The following is a 17,980-nucleotide window of genomic DNA, read 5'->3' on the forward strand; positions in this document are numbered from 1 at the left end:
GCGGGAATAAAAAGGGGGTGTTGCACATAAGGTGCAACACCCCCTTTGGTTACAGGTGTGAATTTTTTCACACCCCTTTTTTCTTCAATCTCATTCTGGCCCGTCTGTGGAGCAGGAACAGGGCCAGCAGCAGAAGACCGATGCCGGTGATGAGGGTCAGGACCACGCTGCCCCCGGAGAAACCGGCGGCCAGGTAGGCCATGAAACAGCAGGCGGCCACCAGGCAGGCGTAGGGGATCTGGGTTCCCACATGCTGGATGTGGCTGCATCCGGCCCCGGAAGAGGAGAGGATGGTGGTGTCAGAAATGGGGGAGCAGTGGTCCCCGAACACGGAGCCGGCCAGGGTGGCGGACAGGGTCACGGTCATGATGGTGGGAGTGGCGGACTGGCAGATGAACACCACAATGGGGATGAACAGACCGAAGGTGCCCCAGGCAGTACCGATGGAGAAGGAAAGCCCGGCTGCCACCAGGAATACAATGGCCGGCAGCAGTTCCATGGGTAGATGGCTGGTCTGGACCAGCATGCCAATGTATTTCCCGGTGCCCAGGTAGTTCTGGCACAGGGTGCCGATGGTCCAGGCCAGGGTCAGGATGATGTAGGCAGGGACCATGGTGTTGATCCCGGCACCGATGCTGTCCATGAACTGCCGGAAGCTCAGGAGCCTGCGGGGAACGAACTGGACAAAGGCCACCACCAGGGCCCAGAACCCGCCCAGCACCAGCGCGGCGGAAGAATTGCTGTTGCCGATGGCGGCCTGGAAGGAGAGCCCTTTGGACCAGTAGCCTCCGTTGTACAGCATGGCCAGGATGGTAAAGACGATGAGAGCGGCAATGGGGATCAGCAGGTCATACACGGTGCCTTTGGCAGTCACCGGCTGCTGCTGTTCCCGGGCTTTCTGATCAATGGCGCCCAGTTCTCCTTTGGTTTCCGCCAGGTCTTCCACTGTGGCCATGGGCCCGAATTCCAGGTCCGTAACGGACAGGACGGTGACCATCAGGATGGACAGGATGGCGTACATGTTGTAGGGGATGGTGGCGAAGAAAGCGGACATTTCATTGGGGAAGGCGCCGGTTTCGTACAGGGTGGACCCTACGGCAGCAGCCCAGCTGGAAATGGGGGCGATGATGCACACGGGGGCGGCGGTGGTATCGATGATGTAGGCCAGCTTGGCCCGGGAAATCCGGTACTTGTCCGTTACCGGCTTCATGACCGTACCTACGGTGAGGCAGTTGAAATAGTCATCGATGAAAATCAGGATCCCCAGGATGCTGGTGGCCAGTTCTGCAGCCCGGCGGCTGGTGATTTTTTTGGTGGCCCACTGACCGTAGGCCTGGGAACCGCCGGCCTTGTTCACCACAGCCACCAGGGAGCCCAGCAGGGCCAGGAACAGGATGATGTTGAACTTGTCCGGAGTACCGACGGTTTTGGACATGATCTCAAAGGCGGCGGAGCTCATGTCCACCAGGCCTCCGCCGGAAGCGGCCGCATAAATCAGACCGCCGGACAGGATCCCCAGCATCAGGGAGGAAATCACTTCTTTGGTGATGAGCGCAAGAGAAATGGCAATAATCGGGGGCAGCAGGGACAGGATCCCCACATCTACAGGTTCCATAATTGACTCCTTTTCTTACAGGGTATAGATTGATTTTGGAAAAAATATGTTTTATTTTATCATATTTCTACCGTCATTTCACAAAGACGACGAAATTTGTTGAAAAACTTTCAGACTATGTTATAGTAAAAGAATAAAAATATGAATGAGGGAGATGCTTATGGAGAATTTGTTTGCATGGATCAACTCTGTCCTGAAGTTCGTCGGCCCCCTGTCCGACTTCTTCTGGGACATTCCTACCCAGTTTGCATGGTACAAAAACCTGCCCCTGTTGGGAAGCTTTTCGTTCGCCATTATTGTGCTGGTAGGATCCGGCATCTATTTCACCTGCCGGCTCCACTGTATCCAGCTGACCCATATGGGAACGGCCATCCGGCTGCTGGTCCACCGGCGCAGTGCCGCCACCGGGATCTCGCCGCTGGCGGCCTTTATGCTCAGTTCCGCCATGCGGGTGGGCCCCGGGAACATCCTGGGGGTCACCGGGGCCATTTCCGTAGGGGGACCGGGAGCCCTGTTCTGGATGTGGGTATCTGCGTTCTTCGGCATGGCTACCGCCTTTGTGGAAGGGACCATGGCCCAGCTGTTCAAGGAAAAACGTCAGGGACAGTTTGTAGGGGGACTGCCCTTTTACGGACGGGCTCTTTTCGGAGGCAGCCAGGGTGTGGGCATCTTCCTTTCTCTCCTGTACATCTTCTATGCCCTGGGATGTCTGCCGGCCCAGGGATACAATGTGGTTTCTTCTGTAGGGGCCATCGGGTCCATGGTCAGCGGTACGGAGATTCCCACCAACTCCCTCTTCTATTACGGCACGGCAGCTGTGGTACTGGTCTTTACTGCCCTGCTGGCCTTCGGGGGCATCAAAAAGGTGACAAAGGCCACCAATGCCATGGTTCCGGTGATGGCGGTGGTATACGTGGCCACTACGGTGCTGCTGATTGTGGGCAATGTACGGTCCGTTCCTTACTTTTTTGAAGCGGTGTTTGCGGGAGCCTTCCGGCCGGAAGCCTTTTTCGGCGGGGTGTTCGGTACCGTCCTGGTCCAGGGAGTGAAACGGGGGCTGATGAGCAACGAAGCGGGCCAGGGGACCATTACCATGTCCGCCGCATCCGCCGATGACGAACATCCCTGCGAACAGGGGCTCCTGTCCGCTGCCGGGGTGTTCCTGGACACTCACATCATCTGCACCATGACCGGGTTCATTGTGATCATGGCCCATGCCTGGACCCAGGATCCTGCCGCCTGGAAAGCCGCCGGGAAGCTGCCCAAATATCTCCTTTCCGTGACCCAGCTGACGCCCACTGCCGGGATCAATACGGCGGTGAACCTGGCCCTTACCCTGTGCTTCTGCCTGTTTGCCTACACCTGTCTCATCGGAATGGTGTCCTTTTCGGAAATCGCCGCTGCCCGTCTGAGCAAAAATCCCCAGGTGATCGTCACTGTCCGGTGCCTGTGCCTGCTGGTGGCCGCCTTCGGCATCCTGGTGAACATTGCCGGCTATGACCTGAGCAACCTGTGGGCCTTCTCCGACCTGGCCAACATCATCATGGTCTACTGCAACGTGCCCCTTTTGTACAAGGGATTCCAGTACGTGCTGAAAGCCCAGCGCCACTTTGTCAGCGAAAGCCCTGAACCCTTCGACGGAAAAAAGATCCTGGGCATTGATACCCCCTGTTGGCCGAGAAAATAAGGGGGTGAAAGATTCGCGACCCGCGACCCAAAAATGGGGCTGTTGCTTATGCAACAGCCCCATTTTTTACTTCCCTTCTTTGATCTCCTTCAATGCTTCAGCCATCCGTTTTACCCCTTCCACAATCCGGTCATCAGGCATGTTGGAGTAGTTGATCCGCATGTGCCGGTCGTTCTTGATGTTGGGGTAGAAGAATTCGCCCAGTACACCGGCCACGTTCTTTTCGATGCACTTGTCGAACACCTTCCGGGCGCTGACCCCTTCCGGGAAGGTCAGCCACAGGAACAGGCCCCCTTCCGGATGGGTCCAGGTGGTGCCGTCGGTGAAGGTTTCTTCCATGGTCTTCAGCAGCAGGTCACGGCGGTGCTTGTACAGCTTGTTGATTTCCGCCACATGGTCATCCAAGCTGTATTCATCCATGTACCGGTCGATGATGGCCTGGTCAAAGGCGGAGGTGTGCAGGTCGGCACTCTGTTTTACCTTGACGAATTCCTTCATCAGGGTGGTGGGAGCGGCCAGCCAGCCAATCCGCAGCCCCGGGCAGAAGGTCTTGGAGAAGGTCCCCATGGCCATCACCAGGTCTTTGGTGTCCATGCTCTGGAGGGAGGGGAGGGTTTCCCCTTCATAGCGCAGTTCCCCGTAGGGATTGTCTTCCAGCACCGGGATATTGTATTTGTTGACGATTTCCATGAATTTCTGCCGCCGTTCCAGGCTCCAGCAGATGCCGGTGGGGTTCTGGAAATCCGGGATCACATAGATCAGTTTGGCCCGGGGCGTTTCCGCCAGGATCTTGTCCAGTTCTTCCGGGATCATGCCCTTTTCGTCAGTGGGGACTTCCTTGAACACCGGCTGGTAGGCCTTGAAGGCATTGATGGCAGCCAGGTAGGTGGGGCTTTCCATCAGCACCACATCCCCTTCGTCAAAGAAAATCTTCCCGGCCATGTCCAGGTTCTGCTGGGAGCCGGTGGTGATCAGGATGTTTTCCGCTTTCAGATGGGATTTGTATTTCCGGTTCATCCGGTCGGCAATCTTGGCCCGGAGGGTGGGACGGCCTTCTGTGGTGGCGTACTGGAGCACCTTGTGGCCTTCAGCGGCGCAGACTTCCTGACACACCTTGCCGATTTCTTCCACCGGGAACAGTTCCGGTGCCGGCAGCCCCCCGGCAAAAGAAATCACTTCCGGACGCTGGGTCACTTTCAGGATTTCCCGGACCGCAGAAGCCTGCATCCCGGCCATCCGTTTGGCAAATTTGTATTCCATAATAAAAACCTCCCCCAAAATCAGCTGTCTTTTCAGGACAGTACCAATTTCATTGTATCCTAGAAAATGCTATCACTATTGATTTTTACCGTCAAGAAAATGCATTTAATATATTGTATACAAAAGTCCTAAAGAGTTATTTCTGTACAGTTCTATACAAAAACAGAAGAATAGAAAAAATACAGTAATGTAGTATGGATTTATCAGCAGGCAACGGCCGCTGACCGTTGACGGGAACTGCTGCCCCCGCAACAGCTCCCCCTGTCCCTTTCAAATATGGTATAATAATATGATTAGAATAACACTGAGGATGGTGCGCAATGGACGAAAAATTCCTTCTTATTGACGGCAGCAGTCTGATCCACCGGGCTTTCTTTGCTCTGCCGCCTTTGACCAATAAAAAAGGGGTCAACACCGGGGCGGTGTACGGCCTGTGCAATATGATCCTGAAGCTGCTCCAGGAGATCAAACCCAGCTACATGCTGGTGGCTTTCGACAAATCCCGGAAAACCTTCCGAACGGAAAAATTCCCGGACTATAAGGGCCAGCGGAAGGCTACGCCTCCGGAACTGAAGGAACAGTTCCCTCTGTCCATCCGACTGCTCCAGGCCATGGGGATCCCCACCCTGGAAGTGGACAACTACGAAGCGGATGATATTATCGGCACCCTGTCCAGCGGGGCTCCGGACAGTGTCCAGGTCCGGATCGTCACCGGGGACCGGGATGAATTCCAGCTGATCAAAAACAATGTCCAGGTGCTGTTCACCAAAAAAGGGATTTCCAATATTGCCGTCTATGACGAAAAGGCCTTCGGGGAAGAATACCAGGGACTGGAACCCCGGCAGATCATCGACCTGAAAGGGCTCATGGGGGATACCAGCGACAACATCCCCGGGGTACCGGGAGTGGGCCCCAAAACGGCCCTGAAGCTGATTGCCCAGTACGGCACCGTGGAAAACACCCTGGACCATGCGGAAGAAGTGAAGGGAAAAGCCCTTCAGGAGAAGCTCCGGAACAACCGGGATCAGGCCCTTTTGTCCAAAGACCTGGCCACCATCTGTCTCCAGGTACCCATTGAAAAGGATCCGGCGGCCTATCCTCTCACAGGTCTGACGGAAGAAAGCCGGAAACTGATGCAGGAACTCCAGTTCAAGAACCTGTGGGACCGGTTCGTACCGGTACTGGGCTGCGCAGCAGGCACGGAAGGGGCCAACGATGATCCTCTGTCCCTGTTCGGTCAGCCGGTAGCTGCAGATACCCTGGAAAGGGTGGAAATCAGCGACGATGCCCAGGGAGACAGGCTGGTGGAAGAAATCCGGGCCAAAGGGGACCAGGTGGCCCTGGCCTATGTTCTCCAGGGCAATCTGCCCAGCCAGCGGCTGGAACAGCTGGACCTGGTCTTTGCCGGAAAGCATTATGTCTTCCACCCGGAACAGGCGGGGAAACAGGCGGTGCTGGCACTTCTTGAGAATCCGGATCTGCCCAAGGCGGTGGCAGATCCCAAGGAGCTGTACAAATATATGATGGGACAAGGGAAAGCCCTTCAGGGAGTCACCGACGATCCTTCCCTGGCCGGCTATCTTTATGAACCGGGAGCCAGCAGCTACGGGATCCAGGGTTTGGGAGAAGAATTCCTCTCGGCGGCCAGCGGAGAAGCCGCCCAGGATACAGCGGCCCTGGTGCCGGTGCTCCGGGACAGGCTCCAGGAACGGGGACTTACCCGGCTCTATGAAACCATCGAACTGCCCCTTACGGAAAACCTGGCGGAAATGGAATGGAACGGGATCACCATCGACCAGGCCATGCTGGACGAAGTCACCGAAGAAATGACCAAAAAGGTACAGGCTCTGGAACAGCAGGCTTTTGACCAGGCAGGGGAACAGTTCAACCTGAATTCTCCCAAACAGCTGGGGGCCCTGCTCTTTGAAAAACTGGGGCTGCCCGTTATCAAAAAGACCAAGACCGGCTATTCCACTGATGTGTCGGTACTGGAAGCTCTCCAGGGGGAACATCCCATCATCGAGACTCTGATCAGATATCGGCAGCTGTCCAAACTCCTGTCTACTTATCTCCTGGGTCTCCATCCCCTGATCAACCCGGCCACCGGCCGGATCCACACCCATTTCAACCAGATGGCCACAGTGACCGGCCGGCTGTCCAGCACGGAACCCAACCTTCAGAACATCCCTACCCGGACAGAAGTGGGGAAACGGATGCGGGAAATGTTCGTGCCCGGGAAAGATTACGATCTGCTCATGAGCTGCGATTATTCCCAGGTGGAACTCCGGGTGATGGCCAGCATTGCCCAGGATGAACTGCTGCTGGATTCCTTCCGTCACGGCCAGGATGTCCATGCCCGGACCGCTTCGGAAATCTTCGGGGTGCCTCTGGACCAGGTGACACCCTACATGCGGAGCAAGGCCAAGACTGTGAATTTCGGGATCATCTACGGGATCAGCGATTTCGGCCTGGCCCGGCAGCTGGGGGTGCCCCGGGGAGAGGCGGCCCAGTATATTGAAAGCTATTTTGCCCGGTACACCGGGGTGAAGGATTATATGGAACGGGAAAAACAGAAGGCTCGGGAAATGGGCTATGTGGAGACCCTGTTCGGACGCCGCCGGTACCTGCCGGACATCAACGCCAAGAATTTCAACCGCCGGAGCTTTGCGGAACGGACTGCCATCAACACTCCCATCCAGGGAACGGCGGCGGACATCATCAAGGTGGCCATGCTGAAAGTAGCGGAAAACCTGAAGAAAGCCCAGGTGAAAAGCCGGGTGCTGCTCCAGGTCCACGACGAACTGGTGTTGGAAGTCACGGAAGAAGAAAAGGACCAGGTGGCCCAAATCGTCAAGGACACCATGGAACACGCGGTGGAACTGGCGGTACCCCTGGTGGCGGATGTAGCCACCGGGAAAAACTGGGCTCAGGCCAAGTAAGGAGGAACCATGCCGGAACTGCCGGAAGTGGAACAGGTACGGATCAGCCTGCTTCCTCATATAACAGGAAAAACCATCGAAAAGGTCCGGGTGGATCTGCCCAAAATGATCCTCCATCCGGATCCGGGAACTTTTGTCCAAAAGCTCCAGGGAGCCCGGTTCACCGGAGTGGAGCGCCGGGGAAAATACCTGCGGCTGGACCTGGAAAAAGGGGACTGGCTGCTGATCCATCTCCGGATGACCGGAGCTTTGCTGGCCCTGCCCAAAACCGCTCCGGAACCGCCCCATACCCGGATGGCTTTTTATCTGTCCGGAGACGAAAACCTGTACTTCAGTGACATCCGTACCTTCGGAGTGGCAGCCCTGGTGGGGGAAGATGAATGGAAGGACAAAGGGTACGAAAGCCTGGGACCGGAGCCTCTGGATCCGGTTCTGACTCCGGAGTATCTCCGGGAAAAGGCACGGGGAAAGACCGCCGTAGTGAAAGCCTTCATCCTGGACCAGACCATTATTGCCGGCCTGGGAAACATCTATGCCGATGAGGCCCTGTTTGCTGCCGGGATCTGCCCCACCCGCCGGGTGAACCGGATGACCCGGAAGGACTGGGAAGCTCTGGCTATGGCCATCAAAGGGGTGATCCGCCAGGGGCTGGAACACCATGGTACCACCTTCCGGAACTACCAGGATGCGGACGGGCACATGGGGGACAACAGCCTGTATCTCCAGGTGTACCATCGGAAGGGCCTGCCCTGCAAACACTGCGGTACCCTGCTGAAGCAGATCAAAGTGGCCGGCCGGGGCAGTGTTTACTGTCCCCGGTGCCAGAAATAAGGAGGAACCATGAAGGTAATCGGACTCACCGGAGGCATTGCTTCCGGGAAGAGCACGGTCAGTGCCTATCTGAAAGAAAAGGGAATCCCGGTGTTCGACGCGGATGCGGCCGCCTGGGAAGTGGAAAAGGCCGGATCCCCCTGTCTCCGGCAACTGGTGGAGGTTTTCGGGCCGGCCATCCTGACGGAGAAAGGGGAATTGGACCGGAAGGAAATGGCCCGGCTGGCCTTCCATGACCCGGCGGTGCTCCGGCAGCTGAATGCCATTGTCCACCGGGCCGTGGAGGAAAAACGGGATGCTTTTCTGGCTGCCCACCGGCAGGACCCCGTGGTGATTTTGGATGCCCCTCTCCTCCTGGAATGCGGCTGGGAAAAGGTGACGGATACCGTATGGCTGGTGTATATTCCGGAAGAGGAGCAGATCCGCCGGGCCATGGCCCGGTCCGGCATGACCCGGGAAGAGGTAAAAGACCGGATCCGGAAGCAGCTGTCCCTGGAAGAAAAACGGAAACAGGCCCAGGTGGTGCTGGACAATCGGGGTACCTTGGAAGATTTGTACCGGCAGGTGGACCGGGAACTGGACCGGCTCTCTCTCTGAGTTTGCCGTAATGTTGCAAAGAACAGTTGAAACACCGCCGGCAGATTTGATATGATAGTAGGAAAAAAGAAATGGACGCCTTCCGGAAGAGCAGGGACTTTTCCGGAAGAGCGCGGAAGATAGATTTATTGTGAGGGATTGTTTTGGAACGGAAGAGAAAGACAAAGCGGCCCGGGTGTCTGCCGGTGGTGCTGGTGTTCCTGCTGCTGATGGTGGCTGGGTATTTTGGCTGGAAGACGGATACTGCCCAGCGGAAGTTCGTCTACAACTGGCCTTATGCCCGGGAAATCCATCTGTACAGCGCCCAGTACCGGGTGGATCCCTTCCTGGCGGTGGCTGTGATCAAAAACGAAAGCAACTTCAAACCGGAGGCACAGTCCAAAGCCGGAGCCATGGGACTTATGCAGATCACCCCGGAAACCGGGGCCTGGATCGCCAAATGCACGGATTTTCCCAATTTCCGGGATTCCATGCTGCTGAAGCCGGAGCTGAACATCAAATTCGGCTGCTGGTACCTGGCGGAACTGGAAAGCGAATTCCACGGCAATGAGGTGCTGATGCTGGCCGCCTACAACGCCGGCCGGGGCACGGTGAAGGAATGGATGAAGGATTATGGATGGGATTATGATTTCAACAATCCTGCCCAGATCCCCTTCAGTGATACCAGGGCCTATGTGCAGAAGGTTTTGAACGACAGGGACAACTACCAAAATTTATATAAAAAAACATTAAAAAACTATTGACGAAGATTCCTGATTGTGGTATTATTTCTTTGTTGCCGATTGAGAAACAGACAAGCGGGCATGGCGGAACTGGCAGACGCGCTAGCTTCAGGAGCTAGTGGGGGCAACCCCGTGGAGGTTCAATTCCTCTTGCCCGCACCAAACTTTTCACCTCAGCAATCACACAACTTTGCGGTTGTGGCGGAAAGGCAGACGCGTCAGCTTGAGGGGCTGGTGAGGGAAACCTCATGCGGGTTCAAGTCCCGCCAACCGCACCAACTTTCCAATACCGGGGGAAAAGCGAGAGGGCTCGACAACAAATTTCATATGCGGGCATGGCGGAACTGGCAGACGCGCTAGCTTCAGGAGCTAGTGGGGGCAACCCCGTGGAGGTTCAATTCCTCTTGCCCGCACCATTCAAAGAATGAGCACACTGTGGAAACAGCGTGCTTTTTTTGTTGTTGCATAACGGGACGGGCGTACCCCGGCCCGCTCTTTCTGTTCAAAGGCAAATGGGGCGCATTTGCCTTCCTTCGGCCGCTGACTGTTGACAAAGAGGGGGCGCCTGGCGCCCCCCCTCTACTTATACACTCCCAAAATCCGCTCCGCTTCCTGGGCCATCTTTTCCCTGACCCATTCCGGCCGGGTGATTTCCACCCCCGGGCCCAGGGCCATGATCCACCCCAGGAACTGGGCACTTACGTCCACCTTTACCGTAAGCCGTACCTGATCTGGTCCATCCGGGACCAGCATGATGTTCTGACCGAACCGGTCGATGAAGATCCCCACTTTCTCATTGTGAATCTTCAGCTCCACTTCCGTTTGTTCTCCGTTGAACATGCCGAAATGCACATCGGTGTATTTGGGGATATCCAGCTGGTCATAGGCTTCCTGTCCTTCCCGGGGCTGGCCTTCCAGCAGTTCCAGGTCCGTGATCTTGTCCACCCGGTAGTGGCGGATTTCCCCGGTTTCCGCATAGTAGGCGGCCAGGTAGTAGTTTTCTTCCGACAGGATCAGCAGCCAGGGGCTGACCTGGAACCAGTTCCCGTTGTTCCGGGGCACCAGCTGCTTTTTGGCATTCCACCGGTTGTAGTGGAACCGGACCTGGACATTGGCATTGATGGCCTGGTTGAGCCGGTCCACAGTCAGGTAAACAGTCTCGTTGGGGGTCTTGACCCGTCCGGCGATCACCACTTGGCACTGGAGACTTTTCCCCTGTTCCCGGCTGGCCAGCCCTTCCAGCTTGCCGATGAGCTTGTGGGACTTTTCGTCGGACAGGAACCGGGCCGCCTGGACGGAATCCACCAGCAGCTTCAGCTCGGGGATCTGGAACCGCCGGTTCCCCAGATGATAGGCGCAGTTCCGTCCGTCGTTGGAACAGATGATGTCCAGGCCGTAATTCCGCAGTTCTTCAAAATCCGTATACAGGGTTTTCCGGTCTGCGTTGACGCCTTTTTCATGGAGCTTTTCCGTGATTTCCTGGAGGGTGAGACTGTGGTCGTCGTCAGTTTCCTTTTCGAAGATTTCCTCCAGATAGAGCATTTTCAGTTTCTGGTTGATCCCTTTGGTCATGGCACATCCTCCCTGGGCTTTTTCTTTTATCATACCCTTTCTGGGCAGAAAAGGGAACAGATAAAAGAAGAAAAGAGAGTGGCCATTAGAAAAAATACCGTTTACATTTTTAGCGAACAGCGTATACTATAAGGCGAGAGGCCGAAATATTCAAAATACTTTGAGGGGATGTGAGGAAATTGACAGGCTTACCGTTGATTTTTGCTTTTGTCATTGCCATTATCGTTATGATCATAGCCATTTCCAAATTCCGCATCCATCCTTTCCTGGCAATCCTGGGAGTTTCCGTGATCTTCGGCCTGATCGGCGGGATTCCTCTGGTGAAGCATGGGAAAGTGCTGGGGATTGCTGATGTGGTCAGTGCCGGATTCGCCGGTACCTTTACCAGCATCGGCATTGTGATCATTATGGGGGCCCTGATCGGCACCATTCTGGAAAAAACAGGGGCGGCCCTGAAAATGGCCGACTGTGTGGTCCGTCTGGTAGGGAAGAACAATACCAGTCTGGCCGTACTGATCATGGGGTGGATCGTATCCATTCCCGTGTTCTGTGACAGCGGGTTCGTCATCCTGAACCCCATCCGGAAGGCGCTGGTCCGCCGGACCCACTGCTCTGCCGTAGCCACCGCCGTGGCCATGTCCATGGGGCTGTATATTTCCCACTGCTTCATTCCGCCCACACCGGGGCCCATTGCAGCCGCCAACACCATTTATGAAGGGATGGGCCTGGAACCCAACCTGATCCTGATTATCGGGCTGGGCACCGCGTCCTCCATCCTGCCCATGATCGCCGCGTACTTCTATGCCAACTACATCGGCACCAAAGTGAAATCCAAGGAAGAACGGGCGGAAAGTGCCGACCCGGCTGAAACCCAGCAGACCTATGAAGACCTGATTAAAAGCTATGGCCAGCTGCCCAGTGCGTTCATGAGCTTTGCTCCCATTGTGGTCCCCATCATCCTCATGGGACTGTCCAGTGCCATGGCCATGGCCGGCACCAAAACGGACGTAATCACCTTCCTGGGGACTCCCATCATCGCCATCAGCGTGGGTGTGCTCCTGGGGATCCTGGTGCTGATGCAGAGCACCATTCCGGACAAAATGAAGGCTTTCTACGATATTACCAATGATACCCTGAAAGTGGTGGGACCCATCCTGTTCATCACCGCCGCCGGCGGGGTGTTGGGCAAGGTCATTGCCTCCACCAGCATGGTGGCCTTCATCAAAGCCAATTCCAACACTCTGGCCAACCTGGGGATTTTCTTCCCCTTCCTGCTGTCCGCCATCCTGAAGACGGCCCAGGGCTCTTCCACTGTGGCCATTACCACCACCGCCGGGATCATGGCGCCCTTGATGGGGACCCTGGGACTGGGTACACCCATGATGGCCGCCATGACGGTTATCGCCATCGGCGCCGGTGCCATGACCGTGTCCCATGCCAATGACTCCTATTTCTGGGTGGTCACCAACTTCGGGGACATGGAGGTCCAGGACGGCTACCGGGCCCAGACCATGGGAACCCTGGTAACCGGTATTGCCGCTATGATCAATGTGTATATTTTGTATCTGATTCTGGGGTAAGCAAAAGGGGCTGTTGCATATGCAACAGCCCCTTTTTGAGGTCTCGGGTCTCCAGTTGTGAGTCTCGGGCCATTGGATAGAACCTGTCCTTCAGCCAGGTTCTTTTGAAGGTACAGAACCAGGGTCGTACTGGATATAGAAACGGATATCTCATCGAGAACGGGTCAGATTTAATACGTTCAAAAATTTTCCTGCAAATTTTTCATTCGGCTCGAGACTAGAGACTCGAGACCGAGCCGCTATGCGGCTCATGAGACCTGGGGTGTTGCACAGAACATGCAACATCCCCTTTTGGTCGCGGGTCGCGACCTGCGACCGGGGGTGTGGATTTTTTCTCACACCCCCTTTTTCTGTTTCACCCGTAACAAAAACCTTTTCAAAAATCACAAAAAAATTCCCCTGTTTGCACTATGATATATTGTGGAACTGGAGAAAATCATTTATAATAGGGAAAGGATTTCAGGTGAATATTTTTTGATTACAGTAGAACCGGAAATCCGATCCCTATTCTTATTTCCCCCGGACCCGTTCCCATGCGCAGGGCAGGGATCCGGAGCGGTAAGATACAGCAAGATACAAATTCAGTACACAGGCGTTGAAGGGCCTGTGGGTAGGAGAGGTTAGTATGAGTGAATTATTACGCGTGGAAGGATTGAAAGTTGCCGTTGAAGGTAAGGAAATCCTGAAAGGCCTGGATCTGGTCATCAACAAAGGCGAAACTCATGTGATCATGGGCTCCAACGGTGCCGGCAAATCCACCCTGTTCAACACCATTATGGGCAACCCCAAATACGTTGTGACCGAAGGCCACATTTATTTTGAAGGCAAGGAAATCACCCATGAACCGGTGAATGAAAGAGCCAAGGCCGGGATCTTCATGGCCTTCCAGGCTCCCATCTCCGTCCAGGGGATCACTGTGGAAAACTTCATCCGCAATGCCAAGGGCACCATTTCCGGGGAAAAACAGCGGATCATGCCCTTCCGGAAAAAACTCCATCAGGAAATGGACGCTCTGTCCATGGACCGGAGCTATGCGGAACGGTATGTGAATGACGGCTTTTCCGGCGGGGAACGGAAGAAAAATGAAATTCTCCAGATGTGCATGCTGGAACCGAAACTGACCCTGCTGGATGAAATCGACTCCGGTCTGGACGTGGATGCGGTACGGATCGTTTCCCAGGCTGTAAACAAGTATCATGACGAAAACAACTCCCTGTTGATCATCACCCACCACAGCGAAATCCTCCAGAAGCTCCATCCGGATGTGGTCCATGTGCTGATCAACGGCCGGATCGTCAAGACCGGCGATGCTTCCCTGATCGGGGAAATCGAAGCCAACGGCTACGACGCTTACAAGAAATAACAGGCGGGTGAGCAGAATGACGGAAGAGAAAAAAGATACGCTGGCCCGGGAAACCGCGGCTGACGAACAGAAACTCCAGAAGGAACGGAAGACCATTGACGCCCTGACGGATTTCAGCAATATGTATGATTTCAAGAAGGACTCCAACCACGAATACAAGACGGAAGCCGGCCTGACTCCTGATGTGGTCCGGGAGATTTCTTCCAAGAAGAATGAACCCAAGTGGATGCTGGATGCCCGTCTGAAATCCCTGGATCTGTACTATCAGATCCCCTACCCGGAATGGGGTCCGGACATCAGCGGCCTGGATATGGCCAACATCGTCACTTACGTACGCCCCAATGCCCGGATGAGTGCCAACTGGAACGATCTGCCGGAAGACATCAAGGACACCTTTGACCGTCTGGGAATCCCGGAAGCGGAAAAGACCTCCCTGGCCGGGGTGGGAGCCCAGTATGACTCCGAAGTGGTGTACCACAGCATCCAGGACGAACTGGTAAAGCAGGGTGTCATCTACACCGACTTCGATACGGCTGTGAAAAAATATGAAGACATTGTCCGGAAGCATTTCATGAAGCTGATTCCTCCCACGGACCACAAGTTCGCCGCCCTCCACGGGGCAGTATGGTCCGGCGGATCCTTTGTGTACGTGCCGGAAGGGGTGGACGTGTCCATTCCCCTCCAGAGCTATTTCCGGCTGAACGCACCGGGAGCCGGTCAGTTCGAACATACCATGATCATTGTGGAAAAGGGCGCCAAGGTCCATTTCATCGAAGGCTGCTCCGCCCCCAAGTACAACGTGGCCAACCTCCACGCCGGGGCGGTGGAACTGTTCATCGGGGATGACGCCACCCTGACCTATTCCACCATTGAAAACTGGTCCAAGAACATGTACAACATGAACACCAAACGGGCCATTGTAGGGAAAAACGGTACCATCAACTGGGTCACCGGGTCCTTCGGGTCCCACACCTCCTGCCTGTACCCCATGAGCATCCTCAACGGGGAAGGGGCCCACTGTGAATTCACCGGGGTCACCTTTGCCGGCAAGGGTCAGTACCTGGACACCGGGTCCAAGGTGGTCCACAATGCTCCCCACACCACCAGCAACATTAACTCCAAGTCCATTTCCAAGGACGGCGGGGTGTGCATCTACCGGGGCAGCGTGGTGATCAACGAATGTGCCGAAGGGTCCAAATCCAACGTAAGCTGCGAATCCCTGATGCTGGATGAACAGTCCCAGTCCGATACCATTCCGGCCATTGTGATCAAGAACGACAATGTGGACCTGGGCCATGAAGCCAAGATCGGCCGGATCTCTGACGAAGCCATCTTCTACCTGATGAGCCGGGGCCTTAGTGAGGACGAAGCCCGGGCCATGCTGGTACGGGGCTTTGTGGACCCTGTTTCCAAGGCCCTGCCTCTGGAATATGCTGTAGAAATGAACAATCTGATCAATCTGGAACTGAAAGGTTCCATGTAAAAGGGAGGCGGAGATTATGACCAAAGAACAATTCAATGAACTTCCGCGTCCCACCTTCCGGTGGATGAAAGTGAACCATCTGGAACTGGATCCCCTGGCGGCCCAGGACCTGAAACCGGTGGAACTGGCGGTGCGCCAGGAAGGGAACGTCCAGGTGGAAACCTATGAGGGAAACCGGCTGCCGGATCTGGGAGATTTCCAGGGAGCCAGCCGGGAAGCCCTGGCAGAAGCCCAAAAAGGCGGCAATGTGAACTGCAGCGTTACGGTGGCCGATGGGGAAGAAGCCTCTGTATGGGTCACCTACACAGTCACCGAGGATGTGCCCCGCCTGGTGGGCCAGCTGAAGATCCAGGCCGGGAAGAACAGCCGTCTCCATGTGTATGAACTGTTTGACGGTGACGGAGAAAACGGGCTGGTGAACCTGCTCCAGTTTGTGGAAGCCGGAGACGGCGCCCAGGTTACCATCAGCAAGGTCCAAATCCATGGGGAGAAGGTCCGGCACATCGACCAGCGGCTGACCCGGGAAGGGAAAGAATCCCAGGTGAAGTTCGTCAGCGCCGAAGTGGGGGGCCATCAGAACCTGGTGTATGTCCGCACGGACCTGGATCATGATGAAGCCCGGTTCAAGAGCGCTTCCATGTATCTGGGCAGCGATGATCAGCTGTTCGACTACTCCTACTGGGTGCCCAACAAGGGCTGCAAGACCGATACGGATATCCTGACCACCGGGGCCCTTATGGGCACCAGCAGGAAATATTTCCGGGGGACCATCGACTTCCTCCGGGGCGGCAAGAAGGCGGTGGGCAACGAATCTGACGTGTGCCTGCTGCTGAACAAAGGCGTCCACTCCATTTCCGTGCCTCTGCTGTTGTGCAAGGAGGACGATGTGGTGGGCAACCATGCTTCCAGTTCCGGCCAGATCGACCAGGACATGCTGTTCTATCTCATGAGCCGGGGCTTCAATGAAGCCGGGGCCCAGCTGATCATCGTGGAAAGCAACATCCGTCCTGTCATCGACCAGCTGGGAGATGAAACACTGGAAAACAAGGCGCTCCAGGCTGTACGGACGAAGATGCAGTTCTGCCACCAGAAAGGAAATTGCCATGATAAATGTACGCAGAGATTTCCCCATCTTGACTAAAGTCCACAATGGACATCCTCTGGTGTACCTGGACAATGCAGCCACCACCCAGAAGCCCTATCAGGTGATCCACGCCATGGTGGATCTGCTGGAACATCACAACGGGAACCCTCACCGGGGGGCCCATGTGCTGTCCATCGAAGCCGGGGAACTGTATGATCAGGCCCGGGAAGCAGTCCGGAAGTTCATCAACGCCAAGCACTTCGAAGAAGTGATCTTTGTGCGGAACTCCACCGAAGGGCTGAACCTGATTGCCCGGAGCTACGGGGAAACCCATCTGAAACCGGGGGATAAAGTGGTGATCCCCATTTCCGAACACCATTCCAACCTGGTGCCCTGGCAGAGAGCCTGCCGGAAGACCGGAGCGGAACTGGTTTACATGTACCTGGATGAAACCGGGCACTTTACGGAAGAGGATCTGGCCAAGATCGATGAACGGACCAAGATTGTTTCCTTTGCTGCGGTGAGCAACGTGCTGGGCATGGTGCGGCCGGTGAAGGAAGTGGTGGAACGGGCCCACAAAGTGGGGGCCATTGCCATTGTGGACGGGGCTCAGTCCACTCCTCACATGAAGACCGATGTCCAGGATCTGGACTGCGACTTTTATGTATTCTCCGGCCACAAGATGCTGGGTTCCACCGGCACCGGTGTGGTGTACGGGAAAAAGGCTCTGCTGGAAGAAATGGAACCTTTCCTGCTGGGTGGGGACATGATCGAATACGTCCAGGAACAGACCACCAGCTTCAATGAACTGCCCTACAAGTTCGAAGCCGGGTCCCAGAACGTGGAAGGAGCCGTGGCCCTCCATGCGGCCATCGACTACCTGGATGACATCGGCATGGATAAGGTGGAAGAACACGAACGGGAGCTGACCGACCGGTGCCTGGCAGGGATGCTGAAAATGCCCCACATCCACATTATCGGCAGCACCGATCCCAAGGAAAAGACAGGGGTGATCTCCTTCACCATCGACGGGGTCCATCCCCACGATGCGGCTACCATCCTGGACAGCTTCGGCATTGCCATCCGCAGCGGCCACCACTGTGCCCAGCCTCTGGGAGCTCATCTCCATGTGGAAGCTTCCAACCGGGTCAGCTTCTATATCTACAATACCCTGGAAGAAGTGGATTACTTCCTGTCCAAACTGCCGGAAGTCCGGAAAGTCATGGGCTTCAAAGATTGATGGAAAC

General features: G+C 55.7%; 13 protein-coding genes and 3 tRNA genes. 13 read left to right on the forward strand and 3 right to left on the reverse strand.

Going from position 1 to position 17,980, the window contains the following annotated elements:
- Positions 1-67: 67 nt before the first annotated feature.
- Entirely contained in the window at positions 68-1,615 is a 1,548-nt protein-coding gene (locus FX155_RS02750) for a Na+/H+ antiporter NhaC family protein (RefSeq protein WP_022486917.1), read from the reverse strand.
- Positions 1,616-1,775: 160 nt separating this feature from the next.
- Between FX155_RS02750 and FX155_RS02755 the strand changes: the two genes are divergently transcribed.
- Complete coding sequence (locus FX155_RS02755) at positions 1,776-3,302, forward strand: alanine/glycine:cation symporter family protein (protein WP_022486916.1); 1,527 nt, start codon at positions 1,776-1,778, stop codon at positions 3,300-3,302.
- Between the two features lie 66 nt (positions 3,303-3,368).
- Here the strand turns inward: FX155_RS02755 and FX155_RS02760 are convergent, their stop codons facing one another.
- The gene (locus FX155_RS02760; RefSeq protein WP_022486915.1) at positions 3,369-4,562 is read right to left on the reverse strand and encodes a PLP-dependent aminotransferase family protein; all 1,194 of its coding nucleotides are present in this window, start codon (positions 4,560-4,562) and stop codon (positions 3,369-3,371) included.
- Positions 4,563-4,882: 320 nt separating this feature from the next.
- Here FX155_RS02760 and polA point away from each other — a divergent pair, with 320 nt between their 5' ends.
- The 7 genes from polA (at position 4,883) to FX155_RS02795 (ending at position 10,067) form a co-directional block, all read left to right on the forward strand.
- The gene (gene polA / locus FX155_RS02765) at positions 4,883-7,501 is read left to right on the forward strand and encodes a DNA polymerase I (protein WP_154487736.1); all 2,619 of its coding nucleotides are present in this window, start codon (positions 4,883-4,885) and stop codon (positions 7,499-7,501) included.
- Positions 7,502-7,510: 9 nt separating this feature from the next.
- Positions 7,511-8,332, forward strand: a complete 822-nt coding sequence (mutM, locus tag FX155_RS02770; protein WP_154487737.1) for a bifunctional DNA-formamidopyrimidine glycosylase/DNA-(apurinic or apyrimidinic site) lyase — start codon at positions 7,511-7,513, stop codon at positions 8,330-8,332.
- A gap of 9 nt (positions 8,333-8,341) precedes the next feature.
- Positions 8,342-8,929 (forward strand): dephospho-CoA kinase, encoded by a 588-nt coding sequence (coaE, locus tag FX155_RS02775; protein ID WP_022486912.1) that lies wholly within the window; start codon positions 8,342-8,344, stop codon positions 8,927-8,929.
- A gap of 143 nt (positions 8,930-9,072) precedes the next feature.
- Positions 9,073-9,672 carry a lytic transglycosylase domain-containing protein gene (locus tag FX155_RS02780; protein ID WP_022486911.1) on the forward strand — a complete coding sequence of 200 codons (600 nt, stop codon included), beginning with the start codon at positions 9,073-9,075 and terminating at the stop codon, positions 9,670-9,672.
- A 54-nt stretch (positions 9,673-9,726) separates the two neighbouring features.
- Positions 9,727-9,813, forward strand: a tRNA-Leu gene (locus tag FX155_RS02785).
- Between the two features lie 30 nt (positions 9,814-9,843).
- Positions 9,844-9,929 (forward strand) — tRNA-Leu (locus tag FX155_RS02790).
- A 51-nt stretch (positions 9,930-9,980) separates the two neighbouring features.
- Positions 9,981-10,067 (forward strand) — tRNA-Leu (locus FX155_RS02795).
- 163 nt (positions 10,068-10,230) lie between these two features.
- On the opposite strand, the gene FX155_RS02800 is transcribed toward FX155_RS02795, so the two are convergent.
- The gene (locus tag FX155_RS02800; RefSeq protein ID WP_022486607.1) at positions 10,231-11,223 is read right to left on the reverse strand and encodes a helix-turn-helix transcriptional regulator; all 993 of its coding nucleotides are present in this window, start codon (positions 11,221-11,223) and stop codon (positions 10,231-10,233) included.
- A gap of 179 nt (positions 11,224-11,402) precedes the next feature.
- On the opposite strand from FX155_RS02800, the gene FX155_RS02805 reads away from it, so the two are divergent.
- The 5 genes from FX155_RS02805 to FX155_RS02825 all read left to right on the forward strand — a co-directional run bounded on the left by FX155_RS02805 (position 11,403) and on the right by FX155_RS02825 (position 17,973).
- Positions 11,403-12,803, forward strand: a complete 1,401-nt coding sequence (locus FX155_RS02805; protein ID WP_154487738.1) for a GntP family permease — start codon at positions 11,403-11,405, stop codon at positions 12,801-12,803.
- A gap of 625 nt (positions 12,804-13,428) precedes the next feature.
- Positions 13,429-14,166, forward strand: a complete 738-nt coding sequence (gene sufC / locus FX155_RS02810; RefSeq protein WP_012937842.1) for a Fe-S cluster assembly ATPase SufC — start codon at positions 13,429-13,431, stop codon at positions 14,164-14,166.
- A 121-nt stretch (positions 14,167-14,287) separates the two neighbouring features.
- Positions 14,288-15,649: a Fe-S cluster assembly protein SufB gene (sufB, locus tag FX155_RS02815; RefSeq protein WP_195839602.1), complete on the forward strand. Its 1,362-nt coding sequence runs from the start codon at positions 14,288-14,290 to the stop codon at positions 15,647-15,649.
- A 16-nt stretch (positions 15,650-15,665) separates the two neighbouring features.
- Positions 15,666-16,790 carry a SufD family Fe-S cluster assembly protein gene (locus tag FX155_RS02820; RefSeq protein ID WP_022488094.1) on the forward strand — a complete coding sequence of 375 codons (1,125 nt, stop codon included), beginning with the start codon at positions 15,666-15,668 and terminating at the stop codon, positions 16,788-16,790.
- On the forward strand, positions 16,753-17,973 hold the full coding sequence (locus FX155_RS02825) for an aminotransferase class V-fold PLP-dependent enzyme (protein ID WP_022488095.1): 1,221 nt from the start codon (positions 16,753-16,755) through the stop codon (positions 17,971-17,973). The genes FX155_RS02820 and FX155_RS02825 overlap by 38 nt, the downstream gene beginning before the upstream one ends.
- Positions 17,974-17,980: the final 7 nt, after the last annotated feature.

Origin of the sequence: Acidaminococcus fermentans (assembly GCF_009696675.1) — a bacterium.
Classification (GTDB): Bacteria; Bacillota; Negativicutes; order Acidaminococcales; family Acidaminococcaceae; genus Acidaminococcus.